The organism is Fenollaria sp. (assembly GCF_057222035.1).
Window position 1 is genome coordinate 1 of sequence record NZ_JBXXYC010000003.1, and the last position, 24,130, is coordinate 24,130.

The following is a 24,130-nucleotide window of genomic DNA, read 5'->3' on the forward strand; positions in this document are numbered from 1 at the left end:
ATATGTTGTTTGACACCTTCTGGCGTTTCCATCCACTTTCCTTGTTTGTATAGTTCTACGCATTCTTTTTTGAATTCATAACTATATCGCATAAAAATACCCTCCTTACTGGTTTGTCCAGTAAAGAGGGTACATATCATTATTTTCTCTATCCTATATTTTTTATTTGTGTTAAATTATTTAATTAATCACACTAATTTTGCTGGAAAAGAAGAACCTCGTCCATAAATGGCCGTGAACCTTGGTGCTTCGCACTACGATGAATTGGACGTACCAGATCAAACAGAGTTTGTAGGAAAAATGAGATGATTGGGCGAAGTGGAGATTTTTTTCAAACGGAGCGTACACATAGTACGTGAGTATTGAAAAAAATCGAACGAGCTCAAGGGCTCATTTGAAGAACCTCGTCCAAACGGACGAGAACCTTGGTGCTTCGCACGAACACAAAATTATTTGTGATACGCTTCGTTGTTTATTATCTTAAAGCACCTAAACACCTGCTCCATCAAAACCACTCTCATTAGTTTATGATTCATGGTCATTCGTCCAAAGCTTAGCTTTAAATCTGCTTTATTCGAGACTTTTTTATTAAAGCCGTTTGACCCGCCTATAATCAAGGTGATTTTGGAGTAGCCTCTTACGCTTACGTTTTTAATCTCTTCTGCAAATTCTTCGCTTGTTAGAAGCTTTCCCGCTATCTCAAGTGTGATGACATAGCTTGTTTCATCTACTTTCGTAAGTATTTCTTCTGATTCTTCATCTATAATCTTTTCAAGCTCGGCGTCTGAGAGTTTATCTGGCTTGTCTCTATCTTTGAGTTCTATAATATTAAGGCTAGCGAAGCGCGAAATTCTTTTTTTGTACTCGTCTATGGCTTCGTTTAAATATTTTTCCTTAATTTTCCCAAGTACTATGAAATCTATCTTTAGCATTATTCCACCTCGTATAAAAGTGTTCTTTTTAATCTGTGTGTGACTCTTAGCCTAAAGTCGTCTGCCTTTCTTCCCGACTGAAGCAATTCTTTATAAACTGTCATATAAGCGAGTTTTTCTGTGTTGTTCTCGTGCGATAGATGTGCTAGAAAAACTAATTCGTTTTTGTCTTTGAGTGACTTTTTAATCAGGTCTGCTGCCTGAACATTGGACAGATGTCCTTCTGAACTTTTTACTCTTCTCTTTAGGTAGTAGCTATATGGGCCATTCTCAAGCATTTTCTCGTCGTGATTGCTCTCGATGTAATAAATGTCTGAGTCTTTGATTGCTTCTTCAATACCATCATCAACAAGGCCTGTATCTGTCAATATGCTGACCTTTTTATTTCCTGCGTATATGGCAAGACCAACTGGGTCGTAGGCATCATGAAACACTTTAAATGGCTTTATCACAAGATCTTTCACTTCAAATGCGCCATCAAAAATGTGCACGTGGCTCTCTTTTACGCAGCCGATGCGTGGTAGTGAAGCAAGAAAGGTTTTTTCGTTGGCATATAGCTTGGCTCCATACTTTCTTGAGAGTATTCCTGCGCCTTGAACGTGGTCTCTGTGCTCGTGTGTTAAAATAACTGCGTCTAGGTCTTTGATGTCTGTACCTATCTCTTTGAGTGCGTTTTCTGTTGTCACGCCATTGAGCCCTGCATCTATCAAGATTTTGCTGTCTTTATATTCGATGTAGGTCGCATTGCCACAGCTTCCTGAGCTCAATGAACAAAATTTTAATAAGTCTTTCATATATTTCCCTTCATTATAATATCATCTTGTAACCGTCTGAGAAAGTGATTCTCCAGTGCGGTACGGCTCTAAGCCTTGTAATCTTAAGTTCACTCGCTTGATCGAGCGTAACTTGGTCTAGATAGTAGCACATATCTACTTTGTCAATGGTTTTGCCCTTTACCTCTGGTTTATCGATTATGGATAAAATTTTATCCTTCACATCGGCAAGTGTAAAGAGTTCGTCCTCTGTGTTGATGTATTCAAGGCACATTGCGTCGACTCTCCTCACGCCTCTTTTGTCGATAGTGAAGTTAATAAATGAATTTTCTAAATAAATATCGTCGTGCTTGACAGCGAAATGCACTTGGTAGCTATCTTCGTCCAAGTAAGCGCCGTCAAAGACCATGCCTCTAATCATGAGCTCTTTATCTCTCATAAAATCATTGGCAAGCTCTATGGCCTTATCCATGCTCATGTCTGGATATTTTTCTTCATCGGAAGCGTCCATGTAGCTAAATAGCGTTCCTTGTGATAATGAGACGCTTCTTTCGCCCTTTGTTAATAGTTTTAGATCGTATCTGTCATCGAGCTCTGCCTCGCCATTAAAAAAGTTTTTATTAATCTTATCAAGATCAAAATCGTAGTACTTAAGTATATATCCCTTGTACTCGCCGCCTTTTTTGAGCTCTTTCTCGTTTATATTTATTTCTTGTGCTTTAAGTATCTCGATTGCATCATCTTTGCTGATGGATAGACTTCCGCCGTCTTTATTTTTTTTCATATACATGGTTAATAGTACGGCATCTATAATCAAAAAGCACACTAGGAGTATGGATTTAGCTTTGTTCCAGTTCATAATCTCTCTCCTTTATCAGCCTAAATGTTTTTGCATCGAATATGAAGTAGCCTTTTTTCGTGTCAATACGAATCTTTGGCGTAATCGCCTCATCCTCGTCTTTCATCACAAGATAGACTATACTGATCTTGTCGATGGACTTAAGCGGGTTATCATCTGTTCCTGTGTGGAATAGTATAGCATTTTTATCGATTAATTCAAGTATGTTTTTGGTATAAAAAGCTTCTGCCGAATCTTTATTGAAGCTTGCCTTATTAACTGAGGCGAAACGCACTTCGTCCATGAATACATCTACTGATGCATAGTGGTCGGAGTCTTTTTCATAATTTAGCTTGAGACCATCTAAGTAATAGTCAAAACTTATTCTATAGCCAAGGCTGTCTTCACTAGTAATTTCCTCTATCTTAGATAGTTTTAGTGGCTGCTCTTCATCTATATAGTCTTGAAGAAAGGCTATGGCTGCCTCGATTGACTTAAGTAAATTTCTCTCCTTGTAAATTTTTTTAAGTGGATCGAAGTACTCGATGGAGCCGTCGTACTTAAGCTTGATAACTTCTGAGTCGTAGCTGTATATCTTGGAGAAATCCTTCTCTTCAAGCTCTTTTAAATATTTAAACTCTTTGTTAAAAAATCTTTGTGCAAAGCTTCTTGCATTGTCCCTGTCAAGTATGTCGAAATCGTGCGCAACCGTGTATTTATCAAAGATGTAGCTTGCGTACTCGTCTTGATAAGGTATATATAAGGGGCTTTTCTCGCCAAGTATAGTCGATGCGTTATAATAATAAGTTAAATTTGGTTTTAGCTCAAGATTATTTACTATTGAATTTGGAAGTGAAAGCGATGTCTTAAGCTCTGTGATCTTGTATATGGACGCATCTGTCTTGAACATGGCGCTGCCACTATAAAGAAGTATAGCGACTTCCTTAAGATTCTTATCGTCGTTGATAAAATTATTTTTCTCCATGATATTAAAAGTTCTTGCGATTAGTCTTAGTGGGAACTTATCGATGAAAGTGAAAACAACTGATCTAGAGCTCTCTATGGCTTTTTCGTACTCATCTTCGCCGATAAGGCTCACTCTATAATCATTTTTCGTAAAGACATCAGAAAAGAACCCTTTGAAACTTTGGAAGAGTCCTTGCTCCCCAGGGTTGTCTAAAACAGTGTGCTTGTCTTTTGAAAAATTGACTATGGCAGTCTCGGCGCTAATGTAGTCCTTTAACTCCACCTTCTCCTTCTCTTTTGCCTCAATACCGACCTTTCTCTCGCTAGAAAAGTCTATCCATAGCTTTGAACTTAAATATATGGCAAAAATAATCAAGAAAAAAAGAAGGGCTGTCTTGATTCTTTCTCTCAATCTAGCTCCTCCTATCTCAAATTTTTTATTAGATCAATGGTTTTCATTAAACTTATGCTCTTAGAAATATTATCCGCATCGCTTAAGTATATGTAGAAAACTTTCTCCGCCTTAGCTCCGTCACTTATGACAATCTTGTTAAGTCCGCCCATAAGATTAAGCTTTTTAGAGAATATACCTAAAGATCCAACACTTATACTTGTCTTTGATAGCTCTTCATATCCATCTTCTTTGATCATTTCTTCCTCGAAGTGCTTTCTAAAATCCTCAAACTTAGTGTACTTATCCTTGTAGCTTTCAAAGTCTTTGTAGCTAACGCTTGCTAAGTAGTGCTTTATCTCGACGTTAACGTTCTTCGGCGCACTGCCATTGATAAATAATGCTTCGTCAATGGTAGAGTATATATCCTGATCAGGTTTTGAAACCCTAAATACATAAGCATCCTTTGCAATAGAAACTGATCCAATTGTGAATATGAAAAGGCATAAAATAAAGATTAAGACTTTCTTTTTCATACCTTCCCTCCTTATCTACATCTATTATAACATAGTAAGGAGGGTTTTAATATTACAGTTGTATTAAATTATTTTTATTTTATTTTTATTATTATTTTTCTTTAAATTCATCGATTAAAAAAGTGAATGTAGTGCCTATACCAAACTTCGATGTGAAGACTATATCAGCTTTGTAGGCGTTCGCCATCTCTTTAGCGATGGATAGACCAAGTCCTGTTCCGCCCATCTTTCTCGAGCGGCCCTTCTCGACCCTATAGAATCTTTCGAAAATTCTTTTTTGGTCCTTCTCAGGAATACCGATACCATTGTCAATAACATCTAGGTGTACCTTGCCAAGAACTGAATATAGTTTTACCTCGATGGTACCATTCTCATTCGTGTACTTAATCGCGTTTGAAATAAGATTTGTGATTATCTGTTCAAGCGCATCCGGATCGATAAGTGCCTTGAGAGGCTCGTCAGCGATAGAATAAATAAGTTTTTGCTTTTTCTCATCAGCAAGTATCTTTAATTTATCTATGGCATCCTTAACTTTTTCATTAAGCTCAGTGACCTTAACGTCTTCGCCGCCCTTGTAATCAATATTTGATAGAAGAAGTAGGTCAAGAACAAGTCTGTTCATCCTGTCCGCTTCTTTCTCGATAACTCCAAGGAATTTATTTTGCATCTCCTCAGGCACTCCTCCCTCAAGAAGCGTCTCTGAGTAAGACCTAATCGCTGTGATAGGCGTTTTTAGCTCGTGCGAAACATTGGCAACGAACTCTTTACGCATGTTGTCAAGCCTGTGCTCCTTAGTTATGTCTTGGAACATGATAATGATGCCTCCAAGACTATAGTCCTCGTTTTCGAAAGGTGCATAGGTCATCTTGTAAACACCGCCCTTAAGCTCTATCTCTTCTTCGCCTTCAAGGGTAAATGGATTATCAAAATTAATCGATGAAAGGCCAATCTTGTCAAGATTAAAATACCTTTGCGTGTCCCTCTTTATATCAATATCAATAAGTTTTTGTGCAACAGAATTTGCGTGAATAAGCTCGCCATGATTGTTTAGAGCGATGATGGCCTCTGTCATGTTGGTAAATATGGTCTCAAGCTTTTTTTGCTCCAAATCTTTCTCGCTAATGGTCTTGTTAAGCTCATCTGTAAGCGTGTTAAACATGGACGCAAGCTTACCAATCTCGTCCTTAGTCCTTACTTCAACCCTTTGAGTAAAGTCCCCTTCGGCAAGTCTTTTGGCCTTCGCAGTCAAGCTGCTGATAGGCGAAACTATTGACGCGGCTAGTAGATAAGCGATAAGTATGGTAACAAATATAGCCGCGATACTGATCACTGTAAGTAATTGTCTCGCTTTTTTTACGGTCGCTTCAACCATCCTCGTAGAGCTGATTACATAGACAACGCCCTTGACACGTCCACGCTCAGCCACAACTGGGTAGCTTAGGTGAACTTCTGAGTCAATGCCATCGCCTATAATCTTTTCGCTTAAATTGCCCTTTAATGCTTCAAGTAGCATCGCTTGGTTGATGGTATCGACATCGTAAGCGTTTTTGCCAACTATTAATTTAGTCTTCTCATCGTTACCCGCAATTACTGATGGGTAGCTGTCATTACTTATGACGTAGACAAGCTCGTCCGCGTTAAATCTATTCTCATTAATAACGGTTTGTATGTGCTCTATGGTCTCTTCATCGGACCAATTCTCTTTTGTGAAATATCTCGATGTCGATGTCATGGTCTCGACCTGTTTTTTGATGTCGTCTTTAAGTCCCTTCATCAGCTCATTTTCAAGTCCTGTAACTATGAAGGCAGCGACGCTCACCAAAACGAAGAGTACTAGCGACGCATAGATGATTACAAATCTAAACTTTATCGAATTAAATTTCATTTGAGATGTAATAACCCATGTTTCTTCTTGTCTTGATGTATTTGTAGTCGTCTGATAATTTTTCGTCAACTTTTTCACGAACACGTCTGATTGTTACGTCAACAGTCCTAACGTCTCCGATATAGTCATAGCCCCAAACGTCTTTTAGTAGATCAGTTCTTGAGAAAACTTCGTTAGGATGCTGCATCAAATACTTTAATACTTCAAACTCACGAAGAGTTAGCTCAACTGGCTTTTCCTTCTTGAATACTTGTAATAAAGTCAAATCAAGCCTTATGTCGCCTATGACAATGGAGTTTTCTGTAGTTTTTATTTTAGGCGCACGTCTAAGATTCGCCTCAACCCTCGCAATTAACTCTCTTATGCCGAATGGCTTAGTGATGTAATCATCCGCACCAAGCTCTAGACCCTTGACTTTATCAGCTTCTTCTTCTTTAGCAGTTAGCATAAGTATAGGGAACTTATACTTTTGTCTTAAAAGTTCAAGCGCCTTGAAACCGTCCATCTCAGGCATCATGACGTCTAGTAGCATTAGGTCTGGCTCGTGCTCGTTCACAGCTAAAAGTGCTTCCTTCCCGTCGTGAACCGCCTTTGTCTCAAAACCTTCCTTTTGTAAATTAAACTCGATAATATCAGTTATCGTTGTTTCGTCGTCAACAATTAGTATATAACCCATAGCTCCTACTCCTTATTATAACTTAGTATTTTCGTCTATGATAATGCCCTCTTTGGCATCATCATCTGTATAGTCTTTTATTTTTTCTTCTTCAATATTTTTATTTTCTTCAATATTTTCATGATTTTCATCTGTATCAATATTTTTATCATCTTCATCAGCAGAAATATTTGCATCGCCATTATCATCTTCATTAAATATCTTCATAAATTCTTCTCCGCTAATGGTTTCTTTCTCGATAAGGAATTTTGATATCTTGTCAAGTTTTGTTCTGTTCTCGCTAAGTATGCGCTTTGCCTCATCATAGGCCTTCGCGATAAGCTCTTTGACTATGGCATCGACCTTGGCAAAGGTTTCTTCACTTGCAGTGAATTCGCCAGCGCCGCCTAAGTAGCGATTGCCTTCGCTCATTAAGCTCATCATAGGGAAGTCATCGCTCATACCGTAGCGCATAACCATGTTTCTTGCGATGTTTGTAATCTGCTCTATATCGTTACTTGCGCCAGTTGTAATCGCTCCAAAGACTAGATCCTCAGCCGCTCTACCGCCAGATGCAGTAACCATCATATTGAATAATTCTTCTTTATCCATAAGGAATTTTTCTTCTGTATCAGATTGTAGTGTATAGCCGAGTGCGCCCGATGTTCTTGGAATGATGGTGATCTTTTCAACTGGAGCGCTCTTTTTCTGAACTGCTGCGACTATCGCGTGACCAACTTCGTGGTAGCTGATCATTTCACGCTCTTTCTTTGATATAATCATAGTTTTTCTTTGATATCCAACTATAACTACTTCGACTGACTCTTGTAAATCCTCTTGTATAACGAAATCTCTTTTATGTCTAACCGCTCTAAGTGCCGCCTCGTTCACGATATTTGCAAGGTCTGCGCCCGATGCACCAGCTGTTAGTAGACCAATCTTTTTGAAATCTACATCGTCTGACATCTTGATGTTTTTCGAGTGAACCTTAAGTACCGCGATTCTGCCATTAAGGTCTGGTAGCTCAACTGGTATACGCCTGTCGAAACGACCGGGACGTAATAAAGCTGGATCAAGTACTTCAGGCCTATTTGTTGCCGCAAGTACTACAATACCCTTCTTCGAGTCAAAGCCGTCCATCTCTGTAAGCAATTGGTTTAGGGCCTGCTCTCTCTCGTCGTTTGATGAAAAACTGCCTTCACGCGACTTGCCTATGGCGTCTATCTCGTCTATAAATATAATGCAAGGCGCTTTTTCTTGAGCCTCTTTGAATAAGTCTCTAACCCTCTTGGCTGCAAGTCCCACGAACATCTCTACGAAGGATGAACCCGATATGGAGATGAATGGCACGTCAGCCTCGCCCGCAACTGCTTGAGCAAGAAGTGTTTTACCTGTGCCCGGTGGTCCTACAAGAAGCGCGCCCTTTGGCAGATTGGCGCCGATCTTGGCATATCTTTCTGGGTAGTGAAGGAAATCAACTATCTCTAGAAGCATATCCTTAGCTTCTTCTTGGCCAGCAACGTCTTGGAAAGTTTTCTTTTGCTTGCCCTTTACATAAACTTTGGCGCCTGATTTACCGAAGCCAAATTTATCAAGGCCGCCTCCCATATCCTTAAATAATATTTTTGATAATATCAGTCCCATAATCAAAAATGTCGCTATAGGTAATAAAAATCCTAAAATTTTAACTAATATCGATGGCTCTTCGATAATCTCGCTACCGAAGTGAACGCCTTTTGCCTCAAGTTTTTCAGTAAGGCCAGCGTAGTCCCACTCGCCTGTGATAAAGACTCTGACCTCTTTGTCTGAGTCTTCACTACCCATGATAGGCTTGCCATTTTTATCTAATTTTGCTTTTTCGAATTTTAATTTCTTTTCATTGTTTTTATCACGAATCGCCACGTATTCTGGTTTTAGCTGAAAGACAATGTTTCCGCCCATCTTTTGTACTCTATCAACAACGCCCTCGTCAATCGCTTCCAAAAAAGCATCGTAAGTAACTTTTTCAACTTCTGGCTTCATAAAGTCCCTCATGAAGAAGATGTTGAAAAGGTAGGCAATGATAAGTATAACTAAATAGTAATATATGAGAGATTTTTTAGGTCCCTTTTTATTTTTATTGTTCTTATTCATTTCTTCACTCCTTTATAAGTATATATACCCATGTGCATATACTTAGCTTCTTTAATTCTAACACAAAAATCGTTTTTTTTCAATAAAGCGGAGCATAAAAAAAGAACTGCTCTCACAGTTCTTTCTTGTATAAAATATTTTACATATTAATAGTTTGTTACTACATAAGCGCTCGCATTTGGATTAAAAGTAAATTGCACGTAGCTCCTCTTAACTAAATCGGCCTTAGTCTTGATAGGCTTGTTAAATACATTTATATATCTAACTTTGTCAAACATTTTAACAGATGTTTCATTTGAGCCAGCCACAACGTAAACATTTTTACCCATCTCGGCAAGTTCCTTGAATTTTGCGTGAAGAAGTGCCGCCTCTTTCTTATCAGTAAAGCCGCCCTTGCCAAAGACTGGGCTTGTCATAGTCACGACAATGTTATTTTGAGTGACATTCTTAAGATTTGATGTGATGTAGCTCCACTCATTTGCGTCCGATAGCCTTAAAGATCTCTTCTTAGTGTTAAGATTTAGTATAAATGCATTTGCTGTCGCACTTGTCGAGAAGACATTTGCATTCTTAAGAAGATTTTTCGAAACAGCCTTTTTAAAATCATTGTCATAGTTATTTAGTAAAATGCTTGTGTCAACTTTGTTCACTTTGTTGATGATGGCAGTCTTGGCGCCTTCGAAATTTTTGTCTTGATTAGCATCATAGCCACTAACTACAAGGTATTCGCCGCCACTAGTTTTTTGAACAAAGCCATTTTGACCGTCAGCTAATACAGATGAATTGTCTATGGCGTTTTCAAATTTGTGTTCATAAAGTAAATCGATCGCGTCAACTAAGATTTTTGACTTAACCATGGCAGAGTTATTGGAGCTGCCAACGTAGATATTTAAAAGGGTATATGGATATGCCTCGTTGTCAGGAACTTCTGCCTCAAGATATCTATAATCATTAAAATTAATTTTTTCAGAGAAAGTGATTTGCTCAGCAAAACCTTCGCTGTCCTTGATAGTTGCCTTAAGCATAGCGCCCTTCGCGTCGCCCTTAACCCACATGCCGAGCCTCTTTGGTTTTCCTTCTAAAACAGGAGCCTTCTTAAAACTTATAAAAGCAGCTCTTGAGTCGTCAAGCTTTGAAAAATCATAATTTAGCTCGACTGCTCCGCTTCCTTGCTTAGCGACCTTTGAAATCTTTAGGCTAGAAGATACCTTATCTGCTGGGAAGCTCGATGCCTTAATATTATTTAAATTTTCAAAATCAAGAAGCGGCTTAGAAATAAATCCAATAGTTACAGGTATGTTCTTGTAAGTATTTTTATAGCCCATAGTGATGTAGCCGTAACCAATATCGCTAGATGCTGTGAAAACGTTTCCACTCATAGAGCCAACAGTTCCCCAGATTGAGAAATTAATGCTCGAAGTCGGAATTTTAGCGCTGCGGCCTTGATCATCTAGGCCAATAATATCCTTTATAGTGAATTTATCGCCAGGTTTTGCGTTTATCTTTTCAGTGGAACTCCTTAGCTCAACCGGTTCAGAGAATACTTCGATGTTTTTAGTGTCACTCGCTCCTTGATAAGATACTGTTACTTGTGAAGTGCCTTCGGCTGTGCCGATGAACGAGCCATTCGCACAAGATGCGCCATTCGTAGCACTTGCACTTACTGCATTTGCGTCAACTCTAACTGGATTATTGCTTGCGTCATAAGCCTTTACACTGTATGCTACAGGAACGCCAGGAAAAGCCTTATCAGTATCAAGATCAAGCTCAATTCTTGCTACCGCTCCCGGATTGTCGCTTGAGAAAACGCCAACGCCCGATACAACAGCTCTTGGAGTGCCGCCCGATGGCTTGTTGATAATCTCAGCCTTATCCATCGCCTTAGTCTTTTTGACCATGGTAGTCGATCCGCCGCCATCAAGATTCATCGCGTTGTAGCAGCCGAAACTCTTAAATATTTCACCAAATTCCTTTTGAGTAAGACCAGCGTAGCCATTTCTTCCGTCAACAGTGATGATGACTATCTTAGAGCCGTCTTGAGATACACCAATACCAGTTCTTGGATGTCTTCCTTTGTTAACAATATTAGTTTGCATAGCAACACCATTCTTCAAGATGATGGAGCCGCCACCCATAGCAAATTTTAGTGCCTTGTAGTCAACATTTGATGTTACCTGTAATTCAAGAGGCGTACCCAAAGTAAGACTAGCTAGAGGAGAGTTATTTTGGCTAAGCACATAGCCATCTTCAGGTATATCAAAAGGCTCTCCGTTCGTTCTGATATCAGCGACAACACCATTCTCCACAAGAACTTCAGTCATGTTCGCAGCCTTAGCTCCAAAACTTTTCTTGCCCCAATCCCTTGTTAGTAGAGATAAATATTTGTATCCGCCGTAAGCCTTGTTAAAGCCGCTAACGTGGTATTTTGCACCAGTCAATTGATTTAAGATATCAACAGATTGATCGATATATCCAAGCTGCGAGTCGCCAGCACTGCTTTGATAAAATACAGGCAATTTGTTCTTGCCCTCTTGAGCCGAGCTGATAAGCTTGCCGTCATTGACAATCATACCAAGAGTCGATGGATGCGGTTGATAGTTAAAATAGTCGCCGTTAACACCAGCGATAGCGCCACTAACATTGACCATGTCCCTAACATTCGATCTGTGAGAAACACCCTCAGTATTGAATATCGCCTTAATCTCATTCATTTGATTAGTCGTGTCAATAGTCAAGACATTTAAGTTTTGCCAGCCCTCAGAAGTAAATCTCTCGATGTGCGCGCGATGCACACCGCTCGCTAGATACTCTTCCTTTCTCTCTTCGTTAATTATATAAGCTAAAGAACTTTGACTTAAAATCGAAAATGCAAGCGTAGCGCTTAGCGCAATACTTGCGATGCGTTTAAATTTCATTATATCCTTCCTTTCATTTCATACACATCCATTATATACCAAAATATAAAATTTTTGTTAAAAATATGGCAATTGTAACTATATTGAAATATTGGAGATAGATTTTTTAAAATTATGAAAAATTAAGAAAATAGAAGAAAAACTATAATAATAATAGATATGTTAAGAAAATATGATTTATTTCCACTTGCAAGAATCTTATTAGAAAGTTATAATAGATAAGTAATATTTCGGCGGGGTGTAGCGCAGTTTGGTAGCGCACGTGGTTTGGGACCATGGGGCCGGGAGTTCGAACCTTCTCACCCCGACCATAATTTAGAGAGAACTATTCGTTCTCTCTAATTTTTTTGCGTTCAAACGAGCCCTTGAACTCGTTCCCTCCTCAGCAATGCTCACGTACCATATGTACGCTCCGCTTGCTTCGTCAGTCCACATCGTCCAATCATCTCGTTTGTTCCGCAAAATCGTATTGTTCTCTTGTAAATATTTAATTAAAATTGTTGTTTTAGTTAATATAATTGCCACGATACTTATTTTAATTAATTAGATCAATTTTTTATCTTCTATCTAATCCATATACATATATGCGGAAGTGAATAACCCTGTACTTACCCTTTAAGCAACACAGAGCAAACGAGGTGCTAGTACGAAGTATCCAAAATACTTAGTTCTAAGATCAAACTAAAGGGCTCGTTTGAATCGTATCTGATCAAACATGTTTCTTAGGAAAAATGCGATGATTACGCGAAATGGAGATTAGAGGCAAGCGGAGCGTACACGCGAGTACGTGAGCATTGGCGAGAATCGAATGAGCGTAAGGGCGAATTTTAACAAGAAACACTATAAAAAACAAGGGTCAGTTTTATAAACTGACCCTTGATTACTATGTAGTGCACCCGACTTCGAACGGCTCCCCCAAGTGTTACCACAACAGACAGCTCCCGAACGGCACCCTCGCGGCACACACAAATACATACTTATCGCTGCTTCCGCCAGGACCTGACGAGGTTCGTAAGATTTATGTTGCGCAAGAACCCTTCGTTCAACACCTCTTATTGTGGGCAAGCCTCACAGGAGACGCCCTCTGGTCGGGAATTCATTCCATATATAGCGGATTTATGGTTACAGGATGCCGCTACCTTCCCAACTAGCACGTGGCGGAGAGAAGGGGATTCGAACCCCTGATACGCTTAAACCACGTATACCCGCTTTCCAGGCGAGCGCCTTCAACCAACTCAACCATCTCTCCACGCTGATTGTTTTACAAAGTTTTTTAACTTGACTTAACCATTATAGTATAAATAGCCTTCATTGTCAAGATATTTAATTTAAACAAAAAAGATCCGCCCAAATCGATGAGCGGATCCTTCATAGGACTTTATAAATTATTTAGATAATACTTTTCTTGTTAGAGTTACTTGTTTATTGTATTGATCCCATATGATGTCAGAACCATCAATTAATCCAAGTGCTCTTGCAATATTAGCTATTGGAAGCATTGTTCTACTGCTCTTAATTTCTGGCTTAACATCGCTTGTGTAAGTTATACCATTAACAATAATTCTGTTAGACTTTACAGGTATTTCAACTCTTTGAGTTAAATCCCAAATAATAACAGTCTTTGTTTCAGGAACCCAAGATACTTGTAAGCCAAGAGCTTCAGCAACGTATCTTAGAGGAAGCATAACTCTTCCGTTGTTAACGTAAGCAGGAGTGTCCATTTGATGAACAGTGTGAACATTTTTGCTAACTTTGTCTAATACGTTTGAACCGATAGCGATAACAGCCTTGTTTTCGTAAACTTGTGGAAGTTTCTCTGCTTCAGCTTTTGCCTTAGCTTCTTCTTCTTCCTTCTTAGCAGCTTCAGCCTTCTTTTGTCTTTCGTAATAGTTGTCTTTCTTGTTTCTATAGTAATAGTAGTCATCGTAGTAATAACCATAGTATGACCAGTCAGTAAATTCTACATAAACAGTAACGTTGCCACTTGGCATTGTGAATTTATCACTTGTATTGTATAATGAGTTGTCATATACGCGTCCGTAGTACCATGGTCTGTATCCGTTACGTTTGTAGTAATACCAGTTATAGTAGTAATCGTCGTCATCATATCTGTCATCCCAGTTTTTGTAGTTCAAATAGTGACTTCTGTGTTCATAGCGTAGGAATTCGTGATAGTTACTGTAGTGATTGTAGTAGTACTTAGAGTTTCTATATTCGCTATAGTAACTAAAGTAGTCATAGTAAGAATCACCGTAATAGTATCCAGGATATCTATCGTAGTAATAGCTATTGTAATAATTGTTAATAGTTTGTTCTACGCTTGTGCCATTAACCATAAAGTAAACTCTAGAAACTACATAACCGTACTTAGGTTTAACTGTTACAGTTATCTCATCATTAGCATCAGCAGTTCTCTTATTTACTTCAATATTGCCATAAGTTGTATATCCTGTGTCTATAGTGTAAATGCCAGTTTTTGGTGCTGGTTTTGGATTAGCTTTTTCTTTTGCTTCTTTAAGAATTTTTTCTACATCATCTTTTTTATCAGCTTTATCAATTTTATCTTTAAATTTATCTTGATCTTCTTTTGATAATTTATCTAATTTATCAACTTCTGCCTTAGCATCTGTTTTAGCTTTAGCTAAAGCTTTCTTTTCTTCTTCTTTCTTTTCTTCTTTTTCTTTTTCTTTTTCTTCTGCTGCTTTCTTTGCGTCTTCTTTTGCTTTTGTTACTGCAGCTTTAACATCATCTACAGTATTAGCTGCTTCTATTGCTTGTAATGCAGCTTCTTTATTAGCTAAATCTTTAACTTCATCTTTTGCTTTTCCTTTTGCATTATTAAGTGCTTGCGCTTTTCCAAGCTCAGTTGCTACAGCATTTTTGTCTTGAGCATCAGTAATTGCTTGCTTTGCTGCATCTTTATTAGCTTGTGATAAATCACTTAATTTATCAACTTCGTCCTTAGCATCTTTTTTAGCTTTATCAAGTGCTTCTTTATCCGCTTCTTTCGCTTTATTTACAGCCGTATCTACTTCACCTTTATTAGTAGCCGTTTCAATAGCGCCCAATGCAGTTTGCCTATCTGTATCAGATATGTTTTTTAAGTCATTAACAGTTTTCTTAGCATCTTTTTGTGCTTTTTGAAGTTCTGTTTCTTCTGCTCCTGCAGCTGGTTGTCCTGCTCCTGGTTCTGTTGGTGAATCAGTAGCAAATACATTCATTGGCATTACTGCTACTAGCATCACGAATACCATTAGCATAGCCAAAATATTTCTAATCTTTTTCATACTACTACCTCCCGTGTAGAATAATTTTGAAAGTCCTAATAATTTCTTTCTTATCTATATTATACATCTTAATTAAACCATTTGCAATATAAAAAACATTTTTTAACCAAAATGTAATATAATATTATACTATGCTAAAGGTGTTTAATATAAATTCTATCAATGAAGAAATTTTCCGTAGTGGCAAAGCCATAATCATAATCAAAAATATATTAGCATTGCCATAAACTTAAATAAGTGGTATAATACTCTTTGGGTGATAATATGGATTTAAAAAGCACTATAAGGGTGATCGAAGGCTTCCCGAAGGAAGGGATTTCTTTTAAGGATATAACTACGCTTCTTAAGGATAAGGACGCTTTCAGATGCGCTATAGATGAATTGGAAAAAAATATCGAGGGTCTTGGCGCTGAGTACATCGTTGGTCCTGAAGCAAGGGGCTTTATGCTTGGCTGCGCGCTTAGCTACAAGATGGATCTTGGCTTTATTCCTGTTAGAAAAAAGGGCAAGCTTCCGGCTAAGACTGTATCTTTCTCTTATGAAAAGGAATATGGTACTGACACTATCGAGATTCACAAGGATGCGATCAAGCCTGGTACTAAGGTTGTTGTAATTGATGACCTTCTAGCAACTGGAGGAACTGTTGAGGCTGTGAAGAATCTTCTTGAAAAGATGGGTGCGGAGATTGTCGCTTTTGAATTTTTGATTGAACTAACTGACTTAAAGGGCCGCGACAAGCTTGATGGCTACAAGGTTGACTCGCTGATAACTTATAATGTATAGTATAGAAAAAAAAGAAATTGAGCGCTTCATAATCAAGAGCTACAGAAAAGAGCTTTGGAAGAAATTTCTTAAGGCGATAAATGATTTCAATCTGATTGAGGAGGGTGACAAAATTTTGGTCGCTATCAGCGGCGGAAAGGACTCGATACTTCTTGCGAAGATGTTTGAAGAGCTGAAAAAGCACTCGATTTTTAATTTCGATGTCTCTTATGTGAGCATGGACCCTGGCTTTACTAAGGAAAACAGAGAAAAACTAGAGGAGCTATGCAAATTTTTGGGGATTGATTTACAAATATTTGAGACGGACATATTTGAAGTCGCTGAAAAACTTGCTGGTGACTACCCATGCTACATGTGTGCTCGTATGCGCCGCGGCGCTTTGTATGGCAAGGCGAAGGAGCTTGGCTGCAACAAGGTCGCTTTAGGCCATCACATGAATGATGTGGTTGAGACGACACTTATGAACATGCTCTACGCTGGTACTTTCAAGACCATGCGCCCTATTCTTGATAGCCAAAACTTTGACGGGCTAAAACTAATTAGGCCTATGTACTACATAAAGGAAGATGATATTAAGAGGTGGCTCAAGAGAAGTGATCTCAAGGCTTTGGACTGCGCCTGCTCTGTTACGAAGAAAAGAAGCGGCAATATACGCTACGAGATAAAAGACCTTGTCGCAAAGCTTATGGAGACAAATAATATGGCAGAGAGAAATATTTTGAATAGCGCGATGAATATTAATTTGGACTCTTGTGTTAAGTGGGAGATTGACGGCAAAGAATTTCTTCTTGGGGAAGAAATTCTTAAATAGTTCGCATTCAAGCGAGCCCTTGAACTCGTTCCCTCCTCAGCAATGCTCACGTACTGCGTGTACGGTTAAGTCCATGCACCAAGAGAACGAGCTTTGCGAAGTTCGATTGGCTATGCATGCCTTATTCCAGAGATCACAAAGGTATGGAGCGAAGCGAACATAGCTTTGATTGATCTTACGGATCGCTTGCTTCGTCAGTCCACTTCGTCCAATTCAGCTCAAGTGTCTTGCACCAAGGTTCTCGGGACCCATTCAAAGCGAAGCTTTGTAAATGGGTGAGGTTCTTCCTTGCTCTGCGAAGTCCCATGGTCGGACTATGATTCGGTGTAATGAAATGTAAGTTTTGTGAATAAATGAAAAAAGATATTTTTCGAAAAATTTATAAAAAGTGGTCGCATTTAAATTTTTTATTAAAAAAAACATTAAATTAAATTAAATTATAATATAAATGCAAAATGGCTGGAGTGATCCAGCCATTTTACTTATGTTTATCTTATTTATTGACTATTATATTTTTATCCAATATTTTAATCCCATTCCTAGAAAGCTCTTCATAAGCAATTTTGCGCATTTCCCTTTCAATTCGCCACTGCTCTCCTGGAATCGTTTTTGTAGCACAGGTGATAATTATTCCATTATTATTAAAATCAGTGATACCCCAAACGCTTACATTTTCAATAACTGCGTGGTCGTCGTCAACTTTTTTAAGCGCCTTAGTCAAGACATCCATCGCCATTTGCGCGTCGGCATCGTAGGCTATAGGCACGGTAATTAGCGCTCTTTGGATGTTTTTGTTCCTGTTAGTCACGACCCTTATCTCGCCGTTTGGAATTACGTGCAATTCCCCGTTATAATCGCGGATGGTTGTCGTGCGAAGGCCGATTTTCTCGACAATGCCAGTCTTTCCAGCGACTGTGATGTCGTCGCTGATTGCAAAACTATCTTCAAGCATTAAGAATATCCCGCTGATGATGTCCTCAACAAGACTTTTCGCTCCGAAGGAGATCGCGATACCACCTATCCCAGCAGTTGTAATGATTGCAGAAGTATTTACCCCGAAAATCCTTAGCGCCGACAAAAACCATGTAAATATAATTATGACAGTTGCGAAACTTTTCAAAACGCTTAGAACCGTCTTAAGCCTCTTCGCACCGATGGTTCTGAGCTTATCGTATTTTTTCTTTGCAAGCCTCGATATGACTAGGCCAATAACTTTCACAACCAAGATGGCTATGATGAGGTAAAGAAGCACAAGTGCGACTTTTCCTAAAATATTTAGCGCTCCCGCCTCATTTGTAAAATATATTTTTAATTTCTCTAGCATCCTTTCCTCCTAATCTTCGCTTAAAAATTTGCACATGGCGTCCATCGCCCTCAAATCCATGAGCATGCCCATGTGTGTGCTTTTTATTTTTTGAAATTTTTCTCTAATTTCTTCTGGCATCTCGTCAAGACTTTGACCCATGCACGCTGAAAACATTGGCACTAAGCCATCGCCTTCCTTTGTCACCATCTCTTTGATTATGGTCTCATTCGCATCATCCACGCTGTAGTAGCCCGAAACCTGTGTGTCTATGCCCTCTCCAACTATAAACATGGTTCTAGGCCTATACAATAGATTGATGGGCTCTGAAAAACTTCTGTGGCGCCTATAATTTTTTGCTTTTTTCAAAAAACGCCCGAAGCGAAGCGCACCAAGATAGCTTTTCATGCGGCTTTGAATTTCGCGTGGCTTAAAATCTTCGGAAGCACCTGCCTCATGAAGTTTTTCTAGCAAATCATCGTAGTCCTTATATTTTTTGGATATAATTTTTTCAAAATTTTCTTTATTTAAAATTTTTTGATAAGGGTAGGCGCAAAGCATCTTCTGCGTTGGATATAGCTCTACAAGCCCATCGTAGCCTTGAACAACTTCCTTTTCTATGCCAAATAAATTTTCCAAAATGACATCTTTTATCCCACCAAAAATATTTCCACTCGCCATTTGGTTGTAAGCGTGAGGCGCGCCCTCATAAGGCGTGCAAAGCGAAATGAATTTGTCGACGCGTCCGCCATGTTCACGGATATAGTGCGCTGCAACAAGGCCTCCCATGCTGTGAGCAACTATGTCGACCTTGCCTCTTTTGCGAATGGTCTTGATAAAGGCGTCGAGCTTGTTCATCGTCAAAGTGTTGGATTTACGCCAATCGTATGAAAATTGATAGATGGGCCTATTCGGAAACTTGATGAGAAGCGCATTTAGAAGAACCGCGTTCGCAGCGCCCGGTCCCACGTGCCTGTCAAAAACCTTTAAGCCTCTGAAGTCGCCCTCTTGCAGTCCGTATGCCTCGTTCGTGATTTTGAGATCCTCGTTAAGCTCCTTGGCATCGTAGCCTTGTGGCAGCCATAGCCTTTTTGCGTGCTCTTCATTATCACCAGATATCATCCCAGTTTTGCGCTCAATATCACTTAGATATTTTTCGTCAATGGTAAAGAGCTCACTGCCAGAAATCCCTGGAATGAAGATGATGGGCTTGGCATCGGGCACTTTAGTTTTTTCTTCAGCAATAATATTTTTATTATTTTGACTAATTTTGTCAATTTTGAAAATCTTGTCAATTTTGCTTTTTTTGTCATGATTTTTCCTATTATTATTAGCTTTGCTATTGGTCTCGCCTTTAAAAATCTTTTCTATTCTTATAGCTTTGTCATGATTTTTCTTATTATTAGCCTTGCTAGCAAAAATATTTTTCTTTTTCTTTTTATTATTATTTTTATCAGAAAAAATTTCATTTATATTAAATAAATCAAACATATCATACACCTCTTGTATAAATAAATTATATCATATATCGGTGTGGATTTGTTATGATAAATCATTTTTGATAAAATACACTAATTTTAGAATATAATTAGATTATTTGGGTAAAATATAGTAGCAAGGATTTATTTATAAAAATATTTATTAAATCAAATTAATTTTGCAAAGAAAATTTGATGAAGCAAATTAATTTCGCAAACAAATAATTTTTTTGCTACATAAAAAGAAAAGTGATTTTCACGAGCGAAGCATTCGGAGAAAACTGCATTAGTGAAAAAAGATATGTTCCGAAAGCAGCGCATTGAGACAAATTGCTTCAATTGCTTAGAGAAGTGAGCTGCCCGAAAATTCATCTAGTGGAGCGCAGCGTAACGAATATGAATTTTCAAGCGAACGAACTTAGCAATTGTCAATTTGGTGAACTAAGCTGCGTGGAACTATCTTTTTGATGTGTGAACAAGCTTAGAAATTATCAGTTTTCGTAGACTAGCAAGCGAAGGAAAACACTTTTCGATGTGCAAGAAAAACAATTTTCAATTAAAAATTGCGAAATATACTACTATACATAAAGGAGTGATATTATGATATTTATCTTAGGTGTTCTAATACTTTTAGTGTTCTATTTCATTTCAACACAAAGAAGTCTAGTTACTCTTGAAGAAAACGTTGACAATGCTTTTGCAAACATTGCCGTAAATTTAAACTCACGTTGGGACGCTCTAAAGGCGCTTGCTAACGCGGTTAAAGCCTATTCAGAACATGAGTACGAAACTCTTACGGACATTATCGAAAAGAGAAGTGCTGTTAAAAATGCAAATGACGTAAAGGAAGGCGAGGCACTACTTGGAAGTGCTCTATCGAGGATAAATGCTGTTGCTGAGAGCTATCCAGAGCTAAAAGCCTCTGAGCTTTACACAAAAACTATGGACTCGATCAATGACTATGAAAATAAAGTCAGAATCAGCCGCATGGTTTACAACGACTCAGTTACAAAGCTTAACAGAGCTGTGAAAATGTTCCCAACATCCATCGCTGCGTCCATCTTAAACGTTCATCCTAAAGAATATTTGAGCACAGACGAAGCCAAAAAAGATATGCCGGATTTGGAGTTTAGATAATGAAAAAGTTTTTGGCGAGCATATTCGCCGCCATAATCCTAGTATTTTCAATAAATTGCTACGCATCATCAGATGAAATCCACTCCATTGACATAAAAGCTACGCTTATGGACGATGGCTCACTACTAGTCACTGAGGTGTGGAAGGCTAGAGCCGGCTCAGGCACTGAATTTTTCATTCCTAAGAGCCACATGCGTGACATAGTCATCATGGATTTTAAAGTTTCCGATGAGAACGGCCCATACGAGACCATTGACAATTGGAACGTCGATTGGACCTTTGACGAAAAAGCTCGCAAATGCGGTATACACGGCACTTCGGACGGTGTCGAGCTTTGCTTTGGAAAAAGCGAACTTAATAAAGACAAGACCTATACATTAAATTATAAAATGTACAGAGCTGCCCAAAGTTTTGATGATATGGACGGCTTCAACATTCGCTTCGTCAATGACCAGATGGATCCTGCTCCAGAAAAAGTTTCTTTCGAGCTAAGTTTGGAAAATGGCGAGATAAACGAGAACAACGCTCGTGTTTGGGGCTTCGGCTCAGACGCGCCAATCGTTTTTGAGGGCGGCAAGGTCGTCGTTCACGAGATAAATGATTTTGGCCCAGAAAATCACCTAACAGTTTTGTTCGGTCTTAATAAAGATATAATTCATCCCATTAGCAAAGGTAGTGGCACCTTTGAAGATTTGAAGAATACCGCACTTGAAGGCTCTGACTATAATAATCGTGAAGAAGATATCGAAGAAGAAAATAATTATGATAATAATGAAGACAATTACTATTATCCAGAATATAATGGCAATTTCGTCACAAGATTTATTGGCACTGCTAACCCAATCGTCATACCGATGATTTTTATTTTTATTGCGTCAATCTTTTCCATGATTATGTCGGGAATTAAAAAATCCATGATAAATTCTGAGAATAGGCTACCGAGAGACGTAAACTATTGGCGAGATTTGCCGATGAATGGAAATATTTTGCTTAACAGCGCCATTTATTCGGTGAATGATAGTTTTTCTGTTAAAAATGTGGTCGCCGCATATTTTCTAAAATGGATTAAGGACGGCAATATAGAGCTTATCAAGGAAAAATTCACTAAGGGACTGATTTTCAAAAAGGATGTTATTGAGGATTGCTTTAAAATTATTAGAGCGCCCGAGGGTGATGACGTGATGGAAGAGTGGCTATATAAGCTGATTACAAGTGCATCAGGCGATGACCTCGTGCTTAGAAACGATGAGCTAACGAAGGCTTTTAGCCGCGGCGATCTTGCGGAAAGGTTCGTTAAAAGCTACAAGGAAAATGCGTTTTATGCAGCTGAAAAATCTAAGCTATTGTATAAGAAGCCGGGATTTTTATTCTCATACAATGTTTTCACTGAGCATGGCCGTGAAGAAGCCATTAAGCAAAAAGGATTTATAAAATTTTTGAAAGATTTTACTTTGATTAATGAGCGTGAAGCTGTAGAAGTCGCACTTTGGGACGAATATTTGGTGCTTGCGGCTTTGTTTGGACTTGGAGAAAAAGTTTTGGAAAAGTTTAAAAGCCTTGATCCGAGCTACACTTACGCTGGATATACAGGTCTTGACCCAGTTATTTTGTATCATGTTGTGAATAATGTCGGCACATCTGTAAACCACGCCTACCAAAGCAGTCGCTCCTCATCAGCCTCACATGGAGGCGGAGGCGGAATGTCCTTTGGTGGAGGCGGAGGATTTTCTGCCGGTGGATCTGGCGGAGGCGGACGATAGCTTTTGCGTTAAAATTGCGACTAAGGCTTGTTTCACTCACTTCCTCCCTCAACGTACCATTAGTACGTAGTCGGTCGGTCGTTCGCTGTACTTCGCCTTATTCATCAATTTTTCCAGCAAAAGTGTGTATAAATAAAGTTTGATCAGGCTCATTGCTCTACAAACTCTGGTAGAGGCAGACCACTCCGTAAAATCTATTTGTTCTGGCTCATTGCTCACGTACCATTCGTACGTAGTCGGTCGATTGTTCGCTGTACTTCGCCTTATTCATCGTAGCGTAAAGGTTCACGTCCATTTATGGACGGGGTTCTTCCTTATTTCAAGAACTTACGGTTGTGGATAAATTATTTTTAAAGATATTTTAGATATTTAAATCCACTTCGTCCAATTGTCGCATTTTTTCGACAAACTTTAGTTGCGGTTCTGGCGGCGGCAGTTGTGAATAAATATATTATTCTAGACATAAACAAGGACAGAGATTTTATTTCTCTGTCCTTCTTCTTTTATCTATGATTTAATTCTTCGTTTATTTTTATATTTTACTCGCCATTGTACATCGAAAAGATAGTTCCACGCAGCTTAGTTCAACAAATTTGCAGAGCAAAGAAGAACCTCACCCATTTACAAAGCTTCGCTTTGAATGGGTCCCGAGAACCTTGGTGCAAGACACTTGAGCTGGATTGGACGATGCGGAGTCTTGATATAACTCTACAAATTAACTCAAAACCTTAGTTCGCAGAGAAGTTGAGATGATTTTGCGTTGTACAGAATTTTTTGGAGCGAGGTGTGCTAAACGCACTCCGCAGCGACAAAATAATTCGAAACTAGCAAAAGGGCTCAACTTAATGCGAAATTAAGTCATATACTCCTCAATCGAGCTCCTAATCGATGCCGCCACTATCAGCGCTATATAATTTGCGATCTTCTCGTGGTCAATGTGCTTTCTCGAGTAAAAGTAGTCGATAATCATGTTGGCGATCGCGCCCGCATACATCTTGCACAGAAAATCCTTGAAGTCTGGGTCCAGGGCTATATCCATATCTTCTTCTGTCGTTTCAATCACTTTTAGCACTACCTCATAGAAATCGTCGTAGAAGAAGTCCTTGAGCCCTTCTCTACCGATTGAGTCGTAGGCGCAATTAAGTATGTCCTGATTGTTATCTATGTAGTCCATGACAAAGAGTATCGCCTCTTTGTGGTCCTTCTTTACGTCGAAGTTCTTCACGACGTGAACCGCCTCCTCCTCGAGCATCCACTTGAAGAGCTCTTCGATGCCGATGAAGTGGTAGTAGAAGGTCTTTCTGTTGACGTCGCAGTCCTTAACTATATCTGAGATTGTGATTTTGCTTAGGCTTTTCTTTTTCATTAGCTTTTTTAATGACTCTGCCAATTTTTTCTTGGTCATAGTCGAAATTTCTTCGTTTTTCATTGTATCACCACTTATATTATACCCGATTTATAAAAATAGCTGCGCTTTTAATACATATTTGACCATCAAGTATAATAATTTTGTCCCATTTCACACAAGAACGTGTAAATTGACCAGT

17 protein-coding genes, 2 tRNA genes and 1 other RNA gene are annotated in these 24,130 nt (G+C 38.8%); 5 read left to right on the forward strand and 15 right to left on the reverse strand.

The annotated features are described in order from the left end of the window. Positions 1 to 449 precede the first annotated feature (449 nt). From rlmH to AC2UOP_RS03685, 9 genes are all read right to left on the reverse strand, one after another. Complete coding sequence (gene rlmH / locus AC2UOP_RS03645) at positions 450 to 932, reverse strand: 23S rRNA (pseudouridine(1915)-N(3))-methyltransferase RlmH (protein ID WP_484832664.1); 483 nt, start codon at positions 930 to 932, stop codon at positions 450 to 452. Further along, positions 932 to 1,726 (reverse strand): MBL fold metallo-hydrolase, encoded by a 795-nt coding sequence (locus tag AC2UOP_RS03650; protein WP_484832665.1) that lies wholly within the window; start codon positions 1,724 to 1,726, stop codon positions 932 to 934. The genes rlmH and AC2UOP_RS03650 overlap by 1 nt, the downstream gene beginning before the upstream one ends. 13 nt (positions 1,727 to 1,739) lie before the next feature. Beyond that, positions 1,740 to 2,564 carry a two-component system regulatory protein YycI gene (locus AC2UOP_RS03655; RefSeq protein WP_484832666.1) on the reverse strand — a complete coding sequence of 275 codons (825 nt, stop codon included), beginning with the start codon at positions 2,562 to 2,564 and terminating at the stop codon, positions 1,740 to 1,742. After that, entirely contained in the window at positions 2,545 to 3,921 is a 1,377-nt protein-coding gene (locus AC2UOP_RS03660; RefSeq protein WP_484832667.1) for a hypothetical protein, read from the reverse strand. The genes AC2UOP_RS03655 and AC2UOP_RS03660 overlap by 20 nt, the downstream gene beginning before the upstream one ends. An 11-nt stretch (positions 3,922 to 3,932) precedes the next feature. Continuing rightward, the gene (locus AC2UOP_RS03665) at positions 3,933 to 4,436 is read right to left on the reverse strand and encodes a hypothetical protein (protein WP_484832668.1); all 504 of its coding nucleotides are present in this window, start codon (positions 4,434 to 4,436) and stop codon (positions 3,933 to 3,935) included. Positions 4,437 to 4,527: 91 nt separating this feature from the next. Further along, positions 4,528 to 6,321 carry a sensor histidine kinase gene (locus AC2UOP_RS03670; protein ID WP_484832669.1) on the reverse strand — a complete coding sequence of 598 codons (1,794 nt, stop codon included), beginning with the start codon at positions 6,319 to 6,321 and terminating at the stop codon, positions 4,528 to 4,530. Further along, positions 6,311 to 6,997, reverse strand: coding sequence for a response regulator (locus AC2UOP_RS03675; RefSeq protein WP_019214156.1), 687 nt, complete (start codon positions 6,995 to 6,997; stop codon positions 6,311 to 6,313). The genes AC2UOP_RS03670 and AC2UOP_RS03675 overlap by 11 nt, the downstream gene beginning before the upstream one ends. A 15-nt stretch (positions 6,998 to 7,012) precedes the next feature. Continuing rightward, positions 7,013 to 9,109, reverse strand: coding sequence for an ATP-dependent zinc metalloprotease FtsH (gene ftsH, locus AC2UOP_RS03680; RefSeq protein ID WP_484832670.1), 2,097 nt, complete (start codon positions 9,107 to 9,109; stop codon positions 7,013 to 7,015). 146 nt (positions 9,110 to 9,255) lie between these two features. Then, positions 9,256 to 12,024 carry a phosphodiester glycosidase family protein gene (locus AC2UOP_RS03685; RefSeq protein ID WP_484832671.1) on the reverse strand — a complete coding sequence of 923 codons (2,769 nt, stop codon included), beginning with the start codon at positions 12,022 to 12,024 and terminating at the stop codon, positions 9,256 to 9,258. Between the two features lie 234 nt (positions 12,025 to 12,258). Here AC2UOP_RS03685 and AC2UOP_RS03690 point away from each other — a divergent pair. Next, positions 12,259 to 12,335: transfer RNA gene (locus tag AC2UOP_RS03690), tRNA-Pro, on the forward strand. A 577-nt stretch (positions 12,336 to 12,912) separates the two neighbouring features. On the opposite strand, the gene ffs is transcribed toward AC2UOP_RS03690, so the two are convergent. The 3 genes from ffs to AC2UOP_RS03705 all read right to left on the reverse strand — a co-directional run bounded on the left by ffs (position 12,913) and on the right by AC2UOP_RS03705 (position 15,311). Beyond that, an RNA gene (ffs, locus tag AC2UOP_RS03695) (signal recognition particle sRNA large type) lies at positions 12,913 to 13,180 on the reverse strand. Beyond that, positions 13,180 to 13,273, reverse strand: a tRNA-Ser gene (locus AC2UOP_RS03700). Before AC2UOP_RS03700 ends, ffs begins: the two co-directional genes overlap by 1 nt. 136 nt (positions 13,274 to 13,409) lie before the next feature. Beyond that, complete coding sequence (locus AC2UOP_RS03705; RefSeq protein WP_484832672.1) at positions 13,410 to 15,311, reverse strand: stalk domain-containing protein; 1,902 nt, start codon at positions 15,309 to 15,311, stop codon at positions 13,410 to 13,412. Between the two features lie 264 nt (positions 15,312 to 15,575). On the opposite strand from AC2UOP_RS03705, the gene AC2UOP_RS03710 reads away from it, so the two are divergent. Together AC2UOP_RS03710 and AC2UOP_RS03715 are read left to right on the forward strand one after the other, a co-directional pair. After that, the gene (locus AC2UOP_RS03710; RefSeq protein WP_484832673.1) at positions 15,576 to 16,094 is read left to right on the forward strand and encodes an adenine phosphoribosyltransferase; all 519 of its coding nucleotides are present in this window, start codon (positions 15,576 to 15,578) and stop codon (positions 16,092 to 16,094) included. Further along, on the forward strand, positions 16,087 to 16,905 hold the full coding sequence (locus AC2UOP_RS03715; protein WP_484832674.1) for a tRNA 2-thiocytidine biosynthesis TtcA family protein: 819 nt from the start codon (positions 16,087 to 16,089) through the stop codon (positions 16,903 to 16,905). The genes AC2UOP_RS03710 and AC2UOP_RS03715 overlap by 8 nt, the downstream gene beginning before the upstream one ends. Positions 16,906 to 17,398: 493 nt before the next feature. Here AC2UOP_RS03715 and AC2UOP_RS03720 read toward each other — a convergent pair whose 3' ends face one another. Together AC2UOP_RS03720 and AC2UOP_RS03725 are read right to left on the reverse strand one after the other, a co-directional pair. Further along, positions 17,399 to 18,229 carry a mechanosensitive ion channel family protein gene (locus tag AC2UOP_RS03720; RefSeq protein WP_484832675.1) on the reverse strand — a complete coding sequence of 277 codons (831 nt, stop codon included), beginning with the start codon at positions 18,227 to 18,229 and terminating at the stop codon, positions 17,399 to 17,401. 9 nt (positions 18,230 to 18,238) lie between these two features. Next, positions 18,239 to 19,699, reverse strand: coding sequence for an alpha/beta hydrolase (locus AC2UOP_RS03725; RefSeq protein ID WP_484832676.1), 1,461 nt, complete (start codon positions 19,697 to 19,699; stop codon positions 18,239 to 18,241). Positions 19,700 to 20,286: 587 nt separating this feature from the next. Between AC2UOP_RS03725 and AC2UOP_RS03730 the strand changes: the two genes are divergently transcribed. Beyond that, complete coding sequence (locus AC2UOP_RS03730; RefSeq protein ID WP_484832677.1) at positions 20,287 to 20,823, forward strand: LemA family protein; 537 nt, start codon at positions 20,287 to 20,289, stop codon at positions 20,821 to 20,823. Beyond that, on the forward strand, positions 20,823 to 22,583 hold the full coding sequence (locus tag AC2UOP_RS03735) for a DUF2207 family protein (RefSeq protein WP_484832678.1): 1,761 nt from the start codon (positions 20,823 to 20,825) through the stop codon (positions 22,581 to 22,583). The genes AC2UOP_RS03730 and AC2UOP_RS03735 overlap by 1 nt, the downstream gene beginning before the upstream one ends. An 853-nt stretch (positions 22,584 to 23,436) precedes the next feature. Here the strand turns inward: AC2UOP_RS03735 and AC2UOP_RS03740 are convergent. Next, positions 23,437 to 24,012 carry a TetR/AcrR family transcriptional regulator C-terminal domain-containing protein gene (locus AC2UOP_RS03740; RefSeq protein ID WP_019214542.1) on the reverse strand — a complete coding sequence of 192 codons (576 nt, stop codon included), beginning with the start codon at positions 24,010 to 24,012 and terminating at the stop codon, positions 23,437 to 23,439. Positions 24,013 to 24,130: the final 118 nt, after the last annotated feature.

Bases quoted from the DNA above. Each gene is read 5' to 3' on its own strand.
- AC2UOP_RS03735 (WP_484832678.1), top strand. From the start codon at position 20,823: ATGAAAAAGTTTTTGGCGAGCATATTCGCCGCCATAATCCTAGTATTT.
- ftsH (WP_484832670.1), bottom strand. From the start codon at position 9,109: ATGAATAAGAACAATAAAAATAAAAAGGGACCTAAAAAATCTCTCATA.
- AC2UOP_RS03665 (WP_484832668.1), bottom strand. From the start codon at position 4,436: ATGAAAAAGAAAGTCTTAATCTTTATTTTATGCCTTTTCATATTCACA.
- AC2UOP_RS03685 (WP_484832671.1), bottom strand. From the start codon at position 12,024: ATGAAATTTAAACGCATCGCAAGTATTGCGCTAAGCGCTACGCTTGCA.
- AC2UOP_RS03710 (WP_484832673.1), top strand. From the start codon at position 15,576: ATGGATTTAAAAAGCACTATAAGGGTGATCGAAGGCTTCCCGAAGGAA.
- AC2UOP_RS03650 (WP_484832665.1), bottom strand. From the start codon at position 1,726: ATGAAAGACTTATTAAAATTTTGTTCATTGAGCTCAGGAAGCTGTGGC.
- AC2UOP_RS03705 (WP_484832672.1), bottom strand. From the start codon at position 15,311: ATGAAAAAGATTAGAAATATTTTGGCTATGCTAATGGTATTCGTGATG.
- AC2UOP_RS03725 (WP_484832676.1), bottom strand. From the start codon at position 19,699: ATGTTTGATTTATTTAATATAAATGAAATTTTTTCTGATAAAAATAAT.
- AC2UOP_RS03715 (WP_484832674.1), top strand. From the start codon at position 16,087: ATGTATAGTATAGAAAAAAAAGAAATTGAGCGCTTCATAATCAAGAGC.
- AC2UOP_RS03740 (WP_019214542.1), bottom strand. From the start codon at position 24,012: ATGAAAAACGAAGAAATTTCGACTATGACCAAGAAAAAATTGGCAGAG.
- AC2UOP_RS03670 (WP_484832669.1), bottom strand. From the start codon at position 6,321: ATGAAATTTAATTCGATAAAGTTTAGATTTGTAATCATCTATGCGTCG.
- AC2UOP_RS03720 (WP_484832675.1), bottom strand. From the start codon at position 18,229: ATGCTAGAGAAATTAAAAATATATTTTACAAATGAGGCGGGAGCGCTA.
- rlmH (WP_484832664.1), bottom strand. From the start codon at position 932: ATGCTAAAGATAGATTTCATAGTACTTGGGAAAATTAAGGAAAAATAT.
- AC2UOP_RS03675 (WP_019214156.1), bottom strand. From the start codon at position 6,997: ATGGGTTATATACTAATTGTTGACGACGAAACAACGATAACTGATATT.
- AC2UOP_RS03655 (WP_484832666.1), bottom strand. From the start codon at position 2,564: ATGAACTGGAACAAAGCTAAATCCATACTCCTAGTGTGCTTTTTGATT.
- AC2UOP_RS03730 (WP_484832677.1), top strand. From the start codon at position 20,287: ATGATATTTATCTTAGGTGTTCTAATACTTTTAGTGTTCTATTTCATT.